Annotated in this window: 22 protein-coding genes, 1 pseudogene and 1 riboswitch; of the genes and pseudogenes, 14 read left to right on the top strand and 9 right to left on the bottom strand. The window is 36.1% G+C overall.

What is annotated here, in order from left to right; genetic code table 11:
- Positions 1-47 precede the first annotated feature (47 nt).
- The 8 genes and pseudogenes from HU235_RS07895 to HU235_RS07930 form a co-directional block, all read left to right on the top strand.
- A pseudogene (locus HU235_RS07895) lies at positions 48-218 on the top strand (TrkA C-terminal domain-containing protein); the annotation flags it as partial.
- Positions 219-308: 90 nt separating this feature from the next.
- Positions 309-418: riboswitch (TPP riboswitch) on the top strand.
- 105 nt (positions 419-523) lie between these two features.
- Positions 524-1,144 carry a thiamine phosphate synthase gene (locus HU235_RS07900; protein WP_174879852.1) on the top strand — a complete coding sequence of 207 codons (621 nt, stop codon included), beginning with the start codon at positions 524-526 and terminating at the stop codon, positions 1,142-1,144.
- Positions 1,128-2,249 carry a glycine oxidase ThiO gene (gene thiO / locus HU235_RS07905; protein ID WP_174879853.1) on the top strand — a complete coding sequence of 374 codons (1,122 nt, stop codon included), beginning with the start codon at positions 1,128-1,130 and terminating at the stop codon, positions 2,247-2,249. Before HU235_RS07900 ends, thiO begins: the two co-directional genes overlap by 17 nt.
- Before the next feature lies 1 nt (position 2,250).
- On the top strand, positions 2,251-2,454 hold the full coding sequence (thiS, locus tag HU235_RS07910) for a sulfur carrier protein ThiS (protein ID WP_095303176.1): 204 nt from the start codon (positions 2,251-2,253) through the stop codon (positions 2,452-2,454).
- Positions 2,455-2,458: 4 nt separating this feature from the next.
- Complete coding sequence (locus HU235_RS07915) at positions 2,459-3,226, top strand: thiazole synthase (protein WP_145584781.1); 768 nt, start codon at positions 2,459-2,461, stop codon at positions 3,224-3,226.
- A complete protein-coding gene (locus HU235_RS07920; RefSeq protein WP_095303178.1) occupies positions 3,226-4,242 on the top strand; it encodes a thiazole biosynthesis adenylyltransferase ThiF in 1,017 nt (338 codons plus the stop codon). The genes HU235_RS07915 and HU235_RS07920 overlap by 1 nt, the downstream gene beginning before the upstream one ends.
- Before the next feature lie 151 nt (positions 4,243-4,393).
- Positions 4,394-5,167 (top strand): enoyl-ACP reductase FabI, encoded by a 774-nt coding sequence (gene fabI, locus HU235_RS07925; protein WP_095303179.1) that lies wholly within the window; start codon positions 4,394-4,396, stop codon positions 5,165-5,167.
- Positions 5,168-5,308: 141 nt separating this feature from the next.
- Positions 5,309-5,797: a CotO family spore coat protein gene (locus HU235_RS07930; protein WP_095303606.1), complete on the top strand. Its 489-nt coding sequence runs from the start codon at positions 5,309-5,311 to the stop codon at positions 5,795-5,797.
- Positions 5,798-5,992: 195 nt separating this feature from the next.
- On the opposite strand, the gene HU235_RS07935 is transcribed toward HU235_RS07930, so the two are convergent.
- The 5 genes from HU235_RS07935 to HU235_RS07955 form a co-directional block, all read right to left on the bottom strand.
- The gene (locus tag HU235_RS07935) at positions 5,993-6,400 is read right to left on the bottom strand and encodes a CotY/CotZ family spore coat protein (RefSeq protein ID WP_174879854.1); all 408 of its coding nucleotides are present in this window, start codon (positions 6,398-6,400) and stop codon (positions 5,993-5,995) included.
- A 239-nt stretch (positions 6,401-6,639) separates the two neighbouring features.
- On the bottom strand, positions 6,640-7,116 hold the full coding sequence (locus HU235_RS07940) for a CotY/CotZ family spore coat protein (protein WP_095303604.1): 477 nt from the start codon (positions 7,114-7,116) through the stop codon (positions 6,640-6,642).
- Positions 7,117-7,343: 227 nt separating this feature from the next.
- Positions 7,344-7,823 (bottom strand): spore coat protein, encoded by a 480-nt coding sequence (locus HU235_RS07945; protein ID WP_095298309.1) that lies wholly within the window; start codon positions 7,821-7,823, stop codon positions 7,344-7,346.
- Positions 7,824-7,916: 93 nt separating this feature from the next.
- Positions 7,917-8,198 (bottom strand): hypothetical protein, encoded by a 282-nt coding sequence (locus tag HU235_RS07950; RefSeq protein ID WP_095298311.1) that lies wholly within the window; start codon positions 8,196-8,198, stop codon positions 7,917-7,919.
- Positions 8,199-8,319: 121 nt separating this feature from the next.
- Positions 8,320-8,745: a spore coat protein gene (locus HU235_RS07955; protein ID WP_370877228.1), complete on the bottom strand. Its 426-nt coding sequence runs from the start codon at positions 8,743-8,745 to the stop codon at positions 8,320-8,322.
- 319 nt (positions 8,746-9,064) lie between these two features.
- Between HU235_RS07955 and HU235_RS07960 the strand changes: the two genes are divergently transcribed.
- From HU235_RS07960 to HU235_RS07980, 5 genes are all read left to right on the top strand, one after another.
- On the top strand, positions 9,065-9,412 hold the full coding sequence (locus tag HU235_RS07960) for a DUF1360 domain-containing protein (protein ID WP_174879855.1): 348 nt from the start codon (positions 9,065-9,067) through the stop codon (positions 9,410-9,412).
- A gap of 125 nt (positions 9,413-9,537) precedes the next feature.
- On the top strand, positions 9,538-9,675 hold the full coding sequence (locus tag HU235_RS07965) for a hypothetical protein (RefSeq protein WP_170944246.1): 138 nt from the start codon (positions 9,538-9,540) through the stop codon (positions 9,673-9,675).
- A 277-nt stretch (positions 9,676-9,952) separates the two neighbouring features.
- Positions 9,953-10,159, top strand: a complete 207-nt coding sequence (locus HU235_RS07970; RefSeq protein WP_174879856.1) for a hypothetical protein — start codon at positions 9,953-9,955, stop codon at positions 10,157-10,159.
- A gap of 96 nt (positions 10,160-10,255) precedes the next feature.
- Complete coding sequence (locus tag HU235_RS07975; RefSeq protein ID WP_141231475.1) at positions 10,256-10,381, top strand: YjcZ family sporulation protein; 126 nt, start codon at positions 10,256-10,258, stop codon at positions 10,379-10,381.
- Between the two features lie 132 nt (positions 10,382-10,513).
- Positions 10,514-10,768, top strand: coding sequence for a stage VI sporulation protein F (locus HU235_RS07980; RefSeq protein ID WP_095298319.1), 255 nt, complete (start codon positions 10,514-10,516; stop codon positions 10,766-10,768).
- 197 nt (positions 10,769-10,965) lie between these two features.
- Here HU235_RS07980 and HU235_RS07985 read toward each other — a convergent pair whose 3' ends face one another.
- Positions 10,966-13,239 (bottom strand): ATP-dependent helicase, encoded by a 2,274-nt coding sequence (locus tag HU235_RS07985; protein WP_174879857.1) that lies wholly within the window; start codon positions 13,237-13,239, stop codon positions 10,966-10,968.
- A gap of 186 nt (positions 13,240-13,425) precedes the next feature.
- On the opposite strand from HU235_RS07985, the gene HU235_RS07990 reads away from it, so the two are divergent.
- Positions 13,426-13,680 carry a hypothetical protein gene (locus HU235_RS07990; protein WP_095298323.1) on the top strand — a complete coding sequence of 85 codons (255 nt, stop codon included), beginning with the start codon at positions 13,426-13,428 and terminating at the stop codon, positions 13,678-13,680.
- Between the two features lie 578 nt (positions 13,681-14,258).
- On the opposite strand, the gene HU235_RS07995 is transcribed toward HU235_RS07990, so the two are convergent.
- The 3 genes from HU235_RS07995 to HU235_RS08005 all read right to left on the bottom strand — a co-directional run bounded on the left by HU235_RS07995 (position 14,259) and on the right by HU235_RS08005 (position 16,029).
- On the bottom strand, positions 14,259-14,693 hold the full coding sequence (locus tag HU235_RS07995) for a GNAT family N-acetyltransferase (RefSeq protein WP_174879858.1): 435 nt from the start codon (positions 14,691-14,693) through the stop codon (positions 14,259-14,261).
- Positions 14,694-15,212 (bottom strand): YjcG family protein, encoded by a 519-nt coding sequence (locus HU235_RS08000; RefSeq protein ID WP_174879859.1) that lies wholly within the window; start codon positions 15,210-15,212, stop codon positions 14,694-14,696.
- 91 nt (positions 15,213-15,303) lie between these two features.
- Entirely contained in the window at positions 15,304-16,029 is a 726-nt protein-coding gene (locus HU235_RS08005) for an alpha/beta hydrolase (RefSeq protein ID WP_174879860.1), read from the bottom strand.
- Positions 16,030-16,074 lie beyond the last annotated feature (45 nt).

Here is a 16,074-nt window from a genome sequence, read left to right on the forward strand (position 1 = left end):
ATTGTAGTATTTGCAGCAGTTGGCATTGCCGATAAAACAATCATAATTTGCTTCGAAATTTTCCGTTTACAGGAGATATTATCTTTGTTCGGATTTTTAGAGGGAAGGATTCGATTGTTCCTCATGGGGATACGGATTTAAAGCTCGGAGATCGGTTAATTGTGACAGGATCACGAGAATATGTGAACGAGTTAAAACGTGAACTTGAGCTATGGTGATGATTTTTTTCTTGAAAGATATTCAACAAATGGTATGATAGAAATAAGCAAATGTTCAAACAATTTCTATCATTATAAATTGAATAGTTATGATACCGCTAGGGGTGCCCTAATGAAAGGGCTGAGATTAAAGTGTTTCTTTAAGACTCTTATAACCTGATCTGGTTTGTACCAGCGTAGGGAAGTGGACTTACGTATCGAGATCAAATATAGTATGTAAACCACTTTCCTACCTGGAAAGTGGTTTTTTGTATTTAGGAGATAGAAAACTAATACAACTATTACATTAAAGTAAGGTGAAGCAATTGGAGATCCATGTCATTACAGATGGCGTCCAAACAGTGAAGGAAATTATAAAAAAAATACTCATGATTCATGAGGAGGTTGACTTTTTACATATTCGTGAAAAAAAGAAGTCGGCTTCTGAAGTGATGGAAATCGTTTCAGCACTGTTAGAAAACGGTGTAAGTAGGGATAAAATTATCATTAATGACCGCCTTGATGTTGTTCAATTACAGCAGCTATCGAATATTCATTTGCCAGGAAATAGCTTTTCGATTCAAACAGTAAAGGAGTTTATGCCTTCATTAAAAATTGGGCGTTCCGTCCATACATTAGAGGAAGCGATAGCTAGCGAAAAGGCCGGTGCGGATTATCTTATGTTCGGTCACCTGTTTGCAACTAAATCAAAAGCGAAGCTCCCTCCAAGAGGAGTAGAACTATTAGAAGATATCTGTAGGTCAGTTTCTATTCCTGTTATTGCGATCGGAGGTATTGTTCCTGAAACAGTTTCTAAATTATCAAATATTAAGCTAGGCGGAATGGCGATCATGTCATATGTTATGGCAAGTGACAATCCGAGTTTCGCTTTACAGCAAATAAAAGAGAGTTTACTAGAGGTGGAAAAGAATGAACAAACACTTTGATGTAGGAATTATTGGGGGAGGGGTCATCGGTCAATCTATTGCTTATCAACTGGCAAAGGAAGGTGTGTCTGTCGTTGTATTAGAAAGTCAAAAGATAGGAAGTGGAGCTACAAATGCAGCAGCAGGAATGCTTGGGGCGAACTCCGAACTAGAAGCAAACGATGCCTTTTTTCAGTTTGCTAAGGAAAGTCAACGCCTCTATCATACACTTAGCAATGAGCTTTTCGAATATTCGCAGATTAATATTCAATTAGTAGATAACGGTATGTATAAGCTTGCGATAAAGGATGATGAAGTTGAAGCGTTGCAACAGCTTGTTAAGCATCATTCTTCACTACAATGGCATTCAAGGGAAGTTGTATTAGAAAACGAACCAACCTTATCAATGGGAATTAAAGGGGCACTCTATATTCCAGAGGATGGTCATGTTTCACCAACACATGTTTGTGCAGCCTTTTCAAAGTCTGCTAATTATTTTGGGGCAAGCATTTTTGAAAACACACCAGTACATACAATTGAGAAAACAGCAGCTAATGAATATACATTATCTACCCCGCATACAGAATTCACATGTAAGCATGTTGTAATTGCGAACGGGGTTTGGAGTGGCTACTTTTTTAAGCAGCTTGGAATAAATGGAAGCTTAAAACCAGTTAAAGGAGAATGCCTTGCCTTTCAAAGCAGTGATATTCATTTAGAAAAAACGATTTTTTACGATCATTGCTACATCGTTCCAAAAGGTGATGGACGATTTGTTGTTGGTGCATCAATGGTGGAGAATGATTGGAACACACTTCCGACAATTGGTGGCATCCACTCATTGCTAGAGAAAGTTACACCTATTCTAGCAAACATGGAGTCTGCAACATTACTACATACATGGGCTGGATTAAGACCACAAACAGACGATGGAAAACCATATATAGGTCAGCATCCTGATGGAGAATCGATTTATTTTGCAACTGGACATTATCGAAATGGAATTTTGCTAGCTCCACAAACAGGCATCATGATTCGCGATCTCATTTTAGGAAGAGAGCAAAATGAAGAGTATGTAGAGGCATTTTCATTAAAACGAAAATTAGCTCAGAAAGTGAGGGGATAAAGTGGAAATAAAACTAAATGGTGAAATGGTTGCGCTGCAGGATGAAGTAAAGACTATCCAAGGCTTACTAGCATTTTATAAGCTTGAGGACAGACTTGTCATTGTTGAGCATAATCGGGAAATTATCTTAAAGGAGCAATATGAATCAACCTTCATTAAAAATGGTGATGAGGTTGAGCTTGTTCATTTCGTAGGAGGAGGATGAAATTATGTTAAAAATAGCAAATAAAACATTTCAATCAAGATTATTATTAGGTACTGGAAAATATCCATCATTTGAGATTCAAAAGGAAGCAGTAGCTCAATCTGAAGCAGAGATTTTAACGTTTGCTGTAAGAAGAATGAACATTTTCGAAGCATCACAACCAAACTTCTTAGAACAGCTTGATGTATCAAAATACACTTTATTACCGAACACTGCAGGGGCAAAAACGGCTGAGGAAGCTGTGCGAATTGCAAAGCTTGCAAAAGCATCTGGTTTATGCGATATGATTAAAGTTGAAGTAATTGGCTGTGACAGGTCATTGCTGCCTGATCCAGTCGAAACGTTAAAGGCAAGTGAAATGCTTTTAGAGGAAGGATTTATCGTTTTACCATATACTTCAGATGATGTAGTATTAGCTAGAAGGCTTGAAGAACTAGGTGTTCATGCAATTATGCCTGGTGCTTCACCTATTGGTTCTGGCCAAGGGATTCTTAATCCATTAAATTTAAAGTTTATAATTGAACAATCTAAGGTGCCGGTTATTGTTGACGCTGGAATCGGTTCACCTGCTGATGCAGCGTTAGCGATGGAGCTAGGTGCTGATGGAGTATTATTAAATACAGCTGTTTCTGCCGCTAAAGATCCTGTAAAAATGGCCGTTGCGATGAAGCTTGCGATTGAAGCTGGTAGATTAGGCTATGAAGCAGGAAGAATTCCTAAAAAGGAATATGCGACAGCTAGCAGTCCTACAGAAGGAATGATGACTACTTAATGGAACGTTATTCTAGACAAATATTATTTGCGCCGATTGGAGAAGAAGGGCAAAAAGCATTAATGGAAAAGCATGTGCTCATTATCGGTGCAGGCGCACTAGGGACAGCTAATGCTGAAATGTTAGCAAGAGCTGGTGTCGGAAAATTAACAATTATTGATCGAGATTATGTGGAATGGAGCAATCTGCAAAGACAGCAATTATATGTCGAGGACGATGCGGAAAATCGTCTTCCGAAAGCAATTGCCATTAAGAACCATTTAGCACAAATCAATTCAGAGGTAATTGTTCAAGCATATGTCGACGATGTTACATCAAGTAATATCGAGAATTGGATTACTGGGGTTGATGTCATTGTTGATTCAACTGATAATTTTGAAACAAGACTTCTAATCAATGATGTCTCATTAAAGCATTCTATTCCATGGATTTATGGTGGCTGTGTTGGCAGTTACGGTTTATCGTTTACTGTCATCCCAAATCAAACACCTTGTCTACATTGCTTACTAAAGCATATTCCGTTTGACGGATTAACATGTGATACTGTTGGTGTTATATCACCAATTGTCTCAATGGTTACCTCACATCAAACAACAGAGGTATTGAAGCTGTTAGTCGGTGATACCGAGAATTTACGAAGCAAGCTAGTTTCTTTTGATTTATGGAAAAACCAATATTCCGCAATTAATATGGAACGATTAAAAAACGATGCATGCCCAACATGTGGAAAAGATCCTGTCTATCCATATTTAACTGCTGAAAAGGAAACAAAAGCTGCGGTTCTTTGTGGGCGAGATACTGTCCAAATTAGACCGACAAATGGAAATGAGCTATCATTTGCAAAAATAGCTGAACGTGTTAAACCAATTGCTGATGCATTTTTAGAAAACCCATTTTTAATGTCGTTCACTTTTGGGGAACATCGGATCGTTCTATTTAAGGATGGTCGCGCACTTGTCCATGGGACAAAGGAGATTGCGGAGGCTAAAAAGCTTTATCACCGCTATGTCGGATAAGTGGAATACTCTCTTAACAAATCAAAGGGTCAGTCCCCAAAATGAATAAATTGGGGACTGACCCTTTTAGATCATCTAGCACTTCAGCAAAATTAATGATATAATTATAACCAGGTACTAATAACATGTATTAAAACTGAGGAGGATATAGATGAACTTATCACTTAATGGACGTAATATTGTCGTTATGGGAGTTGCAAATAAACGAAGCATTGCTTGGGGAATTGCACGTTCTTTACATAATGCTGGTGCAAGATTAATTTTCACATATGCAGGGGAAAGATTAGAAAAATCAGTTAGAGAACTAGTTGAATCATTAGAAAGAAATGATTCAATCGTTTTACCATGTGATGTGACAAATGATGAAGAAGTAAAAACATGCTTTAACACAATCAAAGAACAAGTCGGTGTTGTTCATGGGGTTGCGCATTGTATTGCATTTGCTCATAAAGAAGAGCTTCAAGGTGAATATTTAAATACAACTCGTGATGGCTTCTTATTAGCGCATAATATTAGCTCATATTCTTTAACAGCTGTTGCGAAGGAAGTGCGTCCATTGATGACTGAGGGTGGAAGCATTGTTACGCTTACTTACCTTGGTGGAGAACGCGTACTTCCTAACTATAATGTTATGGGTGTTGCAAAGGCTTCATTAGATGCAAGTGTTAGATATTTAGCAAGTGACCTTGGGAAAGATGGAATTCGCGTAAACTCTATCTCAGCAGGTCCAATCCGTACACTTTCTGCAAAAGGAATTAGTGACTTTAATAGCATCCTTAAAGATATTGAAGAACGTTCACCATTACGCAGAACAACAACTCCAGAAGAGGTTGGCGATACTGCTTTATTCTTATTCAGTGACCTTTCTAGAGGAATGACTGGTGAAAACCTGCATGTTGATTCAGGCTATCACATTTTAGCATAATGATAAAAAACCGCTGTCTCTATTTAAAAGGAGATAGCGGTTTTTTTACTTTAATAATTCAAATGGTGAAATAGGCACAATCCTAAATTCGCTCGCATAACATGTTCAGTGTGTACATTCTTAAGTATTGGAGGTAACATCATGAGCAGCAAACAAAAGGGAAATTATCAAATGAAGCCTCTCATGTATATTGTTCAGCCTGAAAGCGACGAAATTAAGGTGAAAATGCAATCATTTGTAGTCCGAAAAGCTAAGAAGCAACAAGCACCTGAAACTGCAACAAATGAAATTGAAATGAAGGATGAAATAGAAGAGGCTCCAGCAAATGTTCAGGAAGCTATTCAGGAGGAAGAAAAGGAAGAACCGATCGAAGAGCAAACAGCGAAGCAATACCGGAAACAAAGAAAGCCAATTATGCAAATGAGCATTGAAGAAAAGGTTGAGTTTTTTAAAAACTTACCTAAAAATATGCCGCGTACTCTATGCTTAATTGAAACAAAGGATGAAAAATACCGTGGAGTTATTATGACAGAGGAAAATAACATTGTAACAATTCGCTCTTTAACACATGCAAAACCAATTGAGATACCATTAGAAAACATTCAAGTAATCAATTTATTAGGTTTTTAATTTAACTGAAAAGGAAAAGAGATAAGGCTAACAAATTTGTTGGCCTTTTTCGGTTGTGAAGAAATTTGTCAAATGACAGATTTGCTGTAAAGGTTGACAAATTTGTCTTTGAAGTTGACAGATATTCTTAAAAAGTTGAGAGATATCTCAGATAGTATAAGAAAGCAGATGTAAATTTAATTTGAGTTCCTTAAATTAATTAACTAACTTAGGAGATAGACACTGGATAGCGCAAAAGCATGTTAAATCTACATTAATACAGATTCTTGTCTTTACTAATTCATGGACATCACATACATCCTCTGCAAGGTGGCCGTCGTGCTGTAAAGGCAGTAATAGTCTCAATGTTGCACAGCATTCATCGAAATTTTCAATTCTAAAAAATGGAGTACTGAAGCAATCCTTTCCTACATAGCCAGATGCTTTGAATAACTCTCCTTTTTCTGTATATAAAAGAAAAGGGATGGTATCGCCTAGGTAAACGGTCGGCAGAAGGAGGTTACGATAGCAGCTTGTCAGACATTTTTTACAGACAGCTTGTTGTTGTTCAAAAATATTTTCAATAACAGAACAAACACAATGTACCGCATTATTACTAGTCATGGCTTTTCCTCCTGTTTCCATTCTTACAATTAGTATAAGGAAACAGTGAACAAATGGTGTTAGGATAACTGCCTAGTTTTAAGTATCTCCTACAAAAATGTACAATCAATAAAGTTTTAGCTGTAGACATCTTTGTCACGTTGACGCCATAAATTTCAAGAGTTTAATCTTAATAACTAGCTTAACTAAGATAGAACAAGAAAAAGACTGCTGATTGTCAGCAGTCTATTCTTTCATCATTATTTGTGGTGATGTTTGTCAGCTACACGGTCAACTAGCTCTGGTGATAAGCATTGAATTGCACAGAAGCAGCTAAGGTCGACTTCGATGCAGAAGTCTGTTTTTTCTAAACCGAAGAAGCATTCGTCACATGGATCGTGCACGCTTTCTGTGTGTCCGTCTACATCTACTGGACGAAGTAATGATAATGTTGCACAGCAATCTTCCACAGCCTCTACACGGAAGAAAATTGTTTTGAAGCAAGTCATGTCACCCATGAAGCCACCAACATTACCGAATGCTTTGAATAGTTCACCCTTCTTGTTTGTTAACATGAAAGGAATTGTATCTCTTTGAGGTCCAGCAGCAGGACTTAATAAATTGCTGTAGCAGCTAGTCGGACAACTAATTTCTTCAACAGCTTCTTGTTCTGCTAAAATTTGCTCAACAGCATCACATACGCAATTGTTGCCATCTTTTCTATCTTTGCAACCCATTGATAAGTCATCTCCTTAAATAGTTATTTGACTTTAGTCCTTAACAGACTATGTGTTTAATGACTAGTTGGTGTGGGTAAACGTCTAATGTTGGGAAATCAATATAAAAAAGAATTTAGGTATTTAATATAAAAATGGGAAATGGGGATAACTTTTGAGCAGGAGAGACTATGTAAGAAATATACATTGTAAAAAAGCAGGAGTTTTCCCCCTGCTTTTTTTATTCATTAGAAAATGTCGATGTTTACTACTAATGCAATTAAGATTTGTAATAAAACTTGAAGTGAGATAGCAACATCTGTATCAGTAGTTTTAACATTTACTTGACGAGAGTTTTCGATGACAAGTTTTTGCTTGTTTAGTTGTTTAATATCTGCTTGTTGTAATAATTGTTGAGTTACTTGCTCAGCTCGAGCGCTATCAGCAATTGTGATATTTATTACTAATGCAATTGCGACTTGAAGTGCAACTTGAAGTGAAACGGCAACTTGAGTATCTGTGCTAGTTACATCAACATCACATGAATCCTTAATGATAATTGTTTCAGAAGAAATTTGTTCAGTTTCACTTACTTGGTCTGCTGCCTGTGCTACAGTTGCATCTGGATCGAAGAAGCGGCCGTGATGTCCACCTACTCCACCAACATCCTCTGTTGGATGACATGATTGTTCATCTAATGCTACCCATTTATATGGTCTTGCTTCCATTTGCTGATTCCTCCTTTCAATGTACTATTATTAAATGATGAAAATCTAGTTTTGTATAAGACAAACATCTTGGGTTAAATCCCCATTTTTAGTTTAATTGTCATTTTTTCTTTTTTTCAGCATGTCACGTAACGTCGTATTTTTTGTAGTTTCTTCTGCTTTCGGTACGTCTTCTTCCGTTTTCTTCGTTCCTTTTACATACTCTTCAACCTGTGCTTGTAAATCAGCAACGACCTTTTTAATTTGCTCTTTTTGTTCATCAGATAATGGTTTGCGAGTTTCTTTTGTAATGTTGTTTCTGTTTAGCACATCTTGGACAAATAATTGCATCATTGTTGAGGAAATTTCCTGGAGGTTTAATTTTTTATCGTCCATTCTTGTCACCTCACCTTCTCTAAATAGTAAAGGGGGGTGCCTAAATGTAAGAACACAAGTACCCCTTTTATACACAATATTGATTTATATAGTGCTTTGCTCCTTCTTTTTATTGGAGGGATTAGAAAATATCGATTGAGACAATTAGTGCAAGAAGGATTTGAATTAGAACTTGAAGAGATACAGCTACATCAGTATCAGTTGTTTTAACTGTGACGTCGCGAGAGTTTTCGATAATCAATTTTTGTTTATTTGCCTGTTTGATAACTGAGTTTTGTAATAGCTGCTGTGTTACTTGCTCTGCACGTTCGCTATCAGCAATTGTTAAGTTAATGACTAATGCAATGGCAACTTGAATTGCTACTTGCAGTGATACAGCTACTTGAGTATCTGTTGAAGTTACTTCAATATTGCAAGAGTCCTTAATGTGAATAAATTCCTCAGAAGCTTGAACCATATCATTAACTTGAGTGCCTTCCTGCATTACATTGCTATCTTCTTTACAGTCATCTAAAGCTGACCATCTAGTTGTAGACAAAAAACTCACTCCTTTCGAGATTTAAAAAGGAGGCAGACTTTTTATGAATAATTTTATTGGAGGCTATTGGCTAGCATATTTTGAATAAAGTCGTGTCTCCTTTACTTGTATATAATGCAGATTCACTACTTTTTGTATGGGTAAAACATACAAACGCACACCCATTTTTCAGCAAATTCTCTAGATTTAAGCGTGAGATGGCAAGTTGACGTAAAAAAAAACAAATATTTTTTGTAATAAAAACTTTTCATATTAGCCTTGTACGTAAACATAAAATCCAATTTTATTCATAATTTTATAAAGGATATAGAAAATAGGAGGTGGGGAAATGACTTGGTTACACCTCATATTATTTGCCTTTGCTTCATTCCGGTTAACGAGATTGATTGTCTTTGATAAAATAACAGGATTTATCCGATACCCATTCCATAAAGAAGTTGAAGAAGTAGATGACGCTGGCAATGTAGAAGTTTATATAGAAATGAAGGGAACTGGCCTTCGAGCATGGATAGGTGAATTGCTTAGCTGTTATTGGTGCACAGGTGTATGGTGTACAGCTTTTTTATACGGTGCTTGGCTAATTTGGCCAACAGGAGTAGAGCCGCTTATTGTGATTTTAGCAATTGCAGGAATGGCCGGAATAATAGAAGTGTTTGTATCAAGATTTATAGAATAGGCCGATCACTTAGAAACATATTAGAAATAACACATAAAATGAGATAAAGCTGGATATTTTGCAAGCCAATTTTATATGTAAGGAAGTAGGATTGAACCGAAAAATATAGGAAGGTGGGATATCAATTGAAAAATGTCAGACTGCATCCTTCCCTAGGGCAAAGCAATAATACTAACCAATCAGTCTATAGCTCTACAAAGCGAAAAAGAGTCAAAAAAAGTGGCTGTGGTTGTGGAAAGAAGAAAAAGCAAGTAGATGAATGAAGAATTCGGTTTTTACATGAAACTTTTGTAGAAAAACTGAAAAAGCGAGGAGGCTGTTTCATGCAGTCTCCTTTTGCTTTTTAATTAAGTAATAAGCTTTGAATCTTTTGTTGCGTTCAGGACGCTGACAAGATTCACTTGAAAGATTATGCCAGTAAAAACAAACGTAAGTTAAAATTTAGCTAATAGTAAAAAAAGTGAACATCTTAATCTCTGTTTGCATCAACTATAGTAAAAATAAGCAATCAGGCTACTTCAAAAGGTGATGGAGAACAAAATGACCAAAGCAAGCTTTAGTAAATTCGTTGAATCAATTTATCGGAAGCATGACAGGATACAATCCGAACAGGATACTCGGATCGAGCAAATAACTACTCAATTAGAGGAAATTGATAAAAAATCTGTGGATTTTGAAAAACGTATGGAGTCAATTGCGGAGGATATTGGACAATGGTTGATTAAGCACGAGTTCGATAAAAAATAATATCCAACATTAAACGTTAATATGTATTCGTCCAAACGGATTGAAAATATCGTTCATAAAGTATAGGGATGAAGCAAAGAGGGAGGTGCAATGCTCATGGGTTACGGTTACGGTGGTGGTAACTATGGTTACGGCGGCGGTGGCTATTACGGCAACAGCTTCGTGTTGATTGTTGTATTATTCATCCTATTAATCATTGTTGGTGCATCTTTTTTTGACTAATAAGTAATGTGATAGGAAAAGAGTACGGGCAATAGTTGCTCGTACTTTCTTTATGAAAAGGTAAATGAAAAGATTTTAGCACATTATGCCTAGCAATTCATACACTATATCATGAATTAAGGAGGCGGGAAAATGGATAATAAATTTTTCAAAAACCTTGAAAATAAAACAGGAGTAAACATGAATGATGTGTTCTCCTTAGCTAATTCTTTACAAGGTGCAAATTTTAAAGATGAAAAAACTGTAAGAAGTGTAATTAAACGAGTTGCTCAAATCGCGAATAAGCCAGTTTCAAAGCAAATGGAAGATAAAATCGTCCAATCAATTGTAAATGGTAATGAGAAATTAGACTTTAATACAATTTCAAAAATGATGAACAAGAAATAATTCAATAAAAAGGTGTTATCTCACTAAAAATTGAGATAACACCTTTTTTGTTTTGAAATCTATTATTCTAGTTGGTTTTTAGTCTACTCTGTCGCTTGAAATTTATTAATAAGTACCTGACCTTTACACAGCTTATTATCAGGTGAAATTTCTTTTACATGCTAAATCAATAATCTTTACAAAAAGAAATGTATGTTTTATAACAATGGCTTTAAAAAGCGGGATGGTGAAGCTTTTCTTCCACGTCGATAGGAAGGAATTGAAAGAAATAAATGCTCCCTTGCTCTCGTCATTGCAACATAAAGCAAGCGACGCTCTTCCTCTAAGAATTCATTATTTCCCTTACGTGCGGATTCCAATGCGAAATCATGTGGGAGCGAACCATCAACAGCTCCTAGTATATATACATATTTATATTCAAGACCTTTTGAACGATGAACAGTCATGAGCTGGACACCTGACCAGTTATAGGTTTTCTGTTCTTTCAACGCACGTTGAGTCAATGTCATATGATCTGTGTGCTGGAGAAACTCACTTACGGTTGAAAACTTTTTAGCAACTACTTTTAGATCATTCACATCATCTGACCCTTTTTCGATTGCATTTCCTTCATTGCCTTGTTTTTTTAAATAATCATGAAATCCCAGTTCTTTTTCAATAATCTGGATTGCTGTGACAGGCTTTTCTTTTTTTAATTGAGAGATTCTAGGAACAATTTTTTTTAGCTTAGAAATTTGAAAGCTTGGTAGTCCTTGAATAAATAATAATGCTTCAACAAGTGAGCAATCATGAAGAATCGATAATGCCTTCACATCATTTAAAATAGATTGCTTTAAAAACAATGGACGAATAAGTTCAGTGAGTGCAGCAGTATGATCTGGATTGATACTCAGCTGTAAATAGGCTAATACTCCACGAACCATTTTTCTTTCGTAAAATGAGCTTTGTTCACGTTCAATGACAAATGGAATACTTGATTGAACAAAGCGTTCGAAAATGGCTCTCCCTCCTGTATGTGTCCGATAAAGAATCGCAAATTCGTTTGGTGTTGCTCCTTCAGCAATTTTTTCCTTTATATCATTTACAATCATTGTTGCTTCTTCCTCTTCGTCATATGGAAAAAAGCAGGTTGGTCTGTAGCTTGATTCATATTGAGCAACCATTTGTTTAGGTAACCGTTGCTTGTTTTTTGAGATTACTGCATTTGCAGATGAAACGATATGATGATCTGATCGATAATTAGATGATAAATGAATAATCGTCGCGTTTGGAAATTCATCTTTAAATGATAGGATGAAGGATGGAGTGCTTCCACGGAAGCTATAAATCGTTTGATCATCATCACCAACGGCACAAAGGTTTTTAGTATGACTAGATAAAAGCTTCATTAATTTATATTGAACGGGATTGATGTCTTGAAACTCATCAATTAAGAAATAGTGAAATCTTTGTTGGTATGCTTCAAGAATAGATGGGTTATCGTGTAAAAGCTCATAACATTTTATGAGCATATCATCAAAATCAAATTGTCCGTGCTGCAATTTTTGCTGTTCATAATATTTGTAAAGAGATAGAACTGTTTCCTCAAATGAATCACTTGGTTTAACATCCTCAGGAGTATAAAGTGTATTTTTCCAGTATCCAATTTGCTGTAGCGCTTGATCAAACGGAAATTCCTTTTCATCCAAACCTAATTCTCGCGCAGCTTGTTTTAAGTAATTTTCCTTTTGCCAGTCCCATTTAAGTAAATGACTACTATTCCATCTGTTTCGATCATGATGGAGAAGAATCTTATAAAAAATACTATGGAAGGTTCCAATTAACAACTGATTTAGCTGAACCTGATTAAGTGTTGTATTTGCTTTGATGCGCTCATTCATTTCTCGTGCAGCCTTTGCCGTAAATGTTACAAGCATAATCGATTTTGCGTCAATCTTCTGTTCTTCTAGCATGTAAAGTGCTCTTGTTGTCAGTACTCGAGTTTTTCCACTGCCTGCACCTGCTAAAATGAGTAAAGGACCTGAAATTGTCATAACAGCTTGTTTCTGAGGGGCATCAAGCGAAATCCCAAGAACTGATGATAAATGATTTTGTTGATATGTAAATGGTGAATGCACCTTTAACGGTGTAGGCTGCTGCCAAATGGGAGTTTTTGGTCTTTCAAGAGTAGATATCGCACGAGACTTTGGTATTCGAAACCCATTACGTTCTATGTAGGCTTCCTCAACATCTTCTATAGGAGAGATAATGTGAGAGTGTGAATGTTCCCCTTGCTGACATCTTTCGTTTTCTTTATGATTCGGATGATAGAAGCTTGGCTCGTTACTTATCCCTAAATAGAGCTTGACAGGCTGACTACAGATTTTGCATAGGACACGATCGGTTAAGCTTAACTCATATACTGTTTGATATTCTTCTCGTGGTAGCTGTGATAAATCAAGCTCTCTATTATCCATAATGGCAAATTTCATCCTACTCACCCTCTCAATTTAAAATATTTTTTCGTATATATGTAATAAAGGATAACGAATAAAAACTTAGAATATATAATGAAACGACAAATTCTATATTAACAGAATGCTTTTGCATCGAAAAGGAAAATTTCACGGCATAAAAAGGGACAAAGGGTAGTAAGGTACGATAAGGGGGAATGGATAATGGGCTATATTTTACCGATCCAACAGGACACGTATACACAATATGTGAATCGCACTGTTCAAGTACAAAGACATTATGCATATACAACACCAACAGTTGCCATTCCGTTTATAGGAAAGCATCAAAAAGAAGAACTTGTGCAAAAGAAAAAACATTTTGCAATGATATTAGAGGAAAAAATGAAAAAGCTTGAAAAAGTGAAACAACTAGAAGCCGAGCTCGGAAAAGGGAAGCATATTAATACGGTTGGATAAATGTTGTTTTAGAAAAAGGCTCTTTTCTAAAAGTTGTTGTTTTTAGTATTCACTATATAAGGGATGATTGCGAGACTCTTGTGGGATGCGTGGGAGAGGTTAATCTTGAGCTGGTATTTACACTAAGGAGGCTCACTACCCACCCCGCGGAAAGCGAGTACTGAAGCGGAAATCAACCAAAAACGATAGCTTAGTAAATAGCAACAAAGTTTACAAAAACAGCCTAGAAAAATGAATAGTAAATCTACATTGAACATTAGGTATAAATAAATGATTATAAATAAAAACTATCAATGTGTTAGGAAATAACACAAATTTCAATGTGGAGGGATTCGTTTTGGATAATATAATACGCTTATTAAAACAGCTTCATATAATGATGATTAGAGGGAATCTTTTAATGAAACAAATTTATTATAGATTTAACCTATTGTTTAGAATCCCTTTAGCTAGATAAGCATTTACTTTATTCAACAAGTATCCATCTACACATTGTAATGAAGGAAGGTGAGCGAAACGGCTCACCTTCTTTCATTACAATGATAAAAAATAGCTAAATAAAAAAGCTAACAAAAATGTCAGCTTCCTTGAGTCACTTCTTTAATCATCGTTACATGTGGGATTCCTGCATCCATGAAAATATCAGAAATCGTTTTATATCCTAATCGCTCATAAAAAGGAATTGCATGTGTTTGCGCATTAAGTTTGAATTTTTTAACCCCTTCAGATGACGCGATTTCTTCAAGTTTATCGACAAGCTGCTTTCCTGCTCCTTTTCCTCTACATGAAGATAGGACACATATTCTTTCAAGCTTACCAATTCCATCAAGGATACGGAGACGAGCAGCACCAACTGGAGTTCGCTCATCATAAAGAACGATATGTATAGCTTCATCCTCAAATTGATCAATTTCTTCTTCTACAGGAACCTTTTGTTCATTTACAAATACTTCCTGTCTTATTTTAAATGCATCTTCTAGTTGTTCCTTTGTTGTAACTTGTTGTACGTTCAATTACTTGCAATCCTTTCCTAGTAAAAATGTTTCGTATACTGTCCATGAGCCGTTCTCTAATTGGTAGAGAAGATGGAATCGATCAACCATTTCTTCATGCTGGACATCAAGCATTTTTAAGCTTCCTAACACATCGGAATGCTCATCATCTGAAAGCTTTTGGCCTATTGTAATATGTGGAACAAAGGCATATTCTGGCTGACTATTTAATCCGCCGGTATGGAGCTTTTCATGCAATTCGATTAGCTCTTCGGTAGGCTCTACTTTTAAATAAATGACATTGTTCACAGGATAAAAAGAACTAACCTTTTTAATAGAGAGCTTTATCGGACTAGTTAATTGTGCAATTTTCCGTAGCTCATCTGTTATTGCTTCAATGTCTTCATCATTTGCTTCAAAAGCAGTTTTTAATGTTAAATGTGGCGGTACTAAAGCGTAATGCGGGTCATATCTTTTTCGGTATGAATTGACCAAGTCCTGGATTTTTTTAGATGGAAAAAGGGCAATTCCGTATTTCATGTCATTCCCTCCTAATTACGTCTTTACACATAGTATAACAAATAATTGATTAGAAACCCATTATCATGAAATTGTTTTCATTTTTATGCTGCTATACAAACATTTCTCTTAAAATAGGGGTGAGCGCAGGCTGCCAATGCTTCCATGTATGATCCCCATTAAATTCCTCATATGTGTAAGAAAATCCTTTTGTCTCCAGCACAGATTTTAATTGCCGATTTGGAGATAAAAAATTCTGGATTAACCCATCCGTCGTTTTTACGTTTATCTCGTCATTCCCAATTTGATGAAAGATAATCAGCTTTTGTTTGGAAGTATAAGCTTTGACTGCATTTAACACATCCTCATTCACAAATGGAGATTGTAAAATCAGCTTTCCGAATGTATTTGGATACAGCATGCCTGTTAAGAGTGAAATCGTCGCCCCAAGTGAATCGCCAATAAGCGCGCGTCCATAACCAATTTGATGTGTCGGAAATTCCCGATCAAGAAATGGGACTAGCTCCTGAGCGAGAAAATGGATATATTGTTTATGCTTGCTACCTTCTGGATGGTATTTATCACGTCTATCCTGGACATCACGATAAGGGATCCCAACAACAATGAGAGGTTCAATCTCCTCGTTAGTTAATAAAGCATCAATCTGTCTGCCAATTCTACCTAAGCGGAAATAATCCTGTCCGTCCTGTGCAATTAATAAACTGTATGTATATAAAGGTGAAAAATTAGCAGGTAAATAGATAAGCAAAGTTAATTCTTCCTGTAAAGCATCTGAAAAAAATAAATGCTCTTGTATCCGACCTGTCATTTTGCTCATAAATATCCCTCCGTATGTAAACCGTTTTATGTACTCCTAATAATC

The sequence above is a fragment of the Metabacillus niabensis genome (assembly GCF_902829255.1).
GTDB classification, from domain to species: domain Bacteria; phylum Bacillota; class Bacilli; order Bacillales; family Bacillaceae; genus Metabacillus; species Metabacillus niabensis.

Coding starts and splice junctions, on each gene's coding strand:
- HU235_RS07980 (WP_095298319.1), top strand. CDS start 10,514: ATGGATAATAAATTTTTCAAAAACCTTGAAAATAAAACAGGAGTAAAC.
- HU235_RS07915 (WP_145584781.1), top strand. CDS start 2,459: ATGTTAAAAATAGCAAATAAAACATTTCAATCAAGATTATTATTAGGT.
- HU235_RS07920 (WP_095303178.1), top strand. CDS start 3,226: ATGGAACGTTATTCTAGACAAATATTATTTGCGCCGATTGGAGAAGAA.
- HU235_RS07945 (WP_095298309.1), bottom strand. CDS start 7,823: ATGGAAGCAAGACCATATAAATGGGTAGCATTAGATGAACAATCATGT.
- thiO (WP_174879853.1), top strand. CDS start 1,128: ATGAACAAACACTTTGATGTAGGAATTATTGGGGGAGGGGTCATCGGT.
- HU235_RS07940 (WP_095303604.1), bottom strand. CDS start 7,116: ATGGGTTGCAAAGATAGAAAAGATGGCAACAATTGCGTATGTGATGCT.
- HU235_RS07975 (WP_141231475.1), top strand. CDS start 10,256: ATGGGTTACGGTTACGGTGGTGGTAACTATGGTTACGGCGGCGGTGGC.
- HU235_RS07960 (WP_174879855.1), top strand. CDS start 9,065: ATGACTTGGTTACACCTCATATTATTTGCCTTTGCTTCATTCCGGTTA.
- HU235_RS07950 (WP_095298311.1), bottom strand. CDS start 8,198: ATGGACGATAAAAAATTAAACCTCCAGGAAATTTCCTCAACAATGATG.
- fabI (WP_095303179.1), top strand. CDS start 4,394: ATGAACTTATCACTTAATGGACGTAATATTGTCGTTATGGGAGTTGCA.
- HU235_RS07990 (WP_095298323.1), top strand. CDS start 13,426: ATGGGCTATATTTTACCGATCCAACAGGACACGTATACACAATATGTG.
- HU235_RS07985 (WP_174879857.1), bottom strand. CDS start 13,239: ATGAAATTTGCCATTATGGATAATAGAGAGCTTGATTTATCACAGCTA.
- HU235_RS07935 (WP_174879854.1), bottom strand. CDS start 6,400: ATGACTAGTAATAATGCGGTACATTGTGTTTGTTCTGTTATTGAAAAT.
- HU235_RS07970 (WP_174879856.1), top strand. CDS start 9,953: ATGACCAAAGCAAGCTTTAGTAAATTCGTTGAATCAATTTATCGGAAG.
- HU235_RS07930 (WP_095303606.1), top strand. CDS start 5,309: ATGAGCAGCAAACAAAAGGGAAATTATCAAATGAAGCCTCTCATGTAT.
- HU235_RS08005 (WP_174879860.1), bottom strand. CDS start 16,029: ATGAGCAAAATGACAGGTCGGATACAAGAGCATTTATTTTTTTCAGAT.
- HU235_RS08000 (WP_174879859.1), bottom strand. CDS start 15,212: ATGAAATACGGAATTGCCCTTTTTCCATCTAAAAAAATCCAGGACTTG.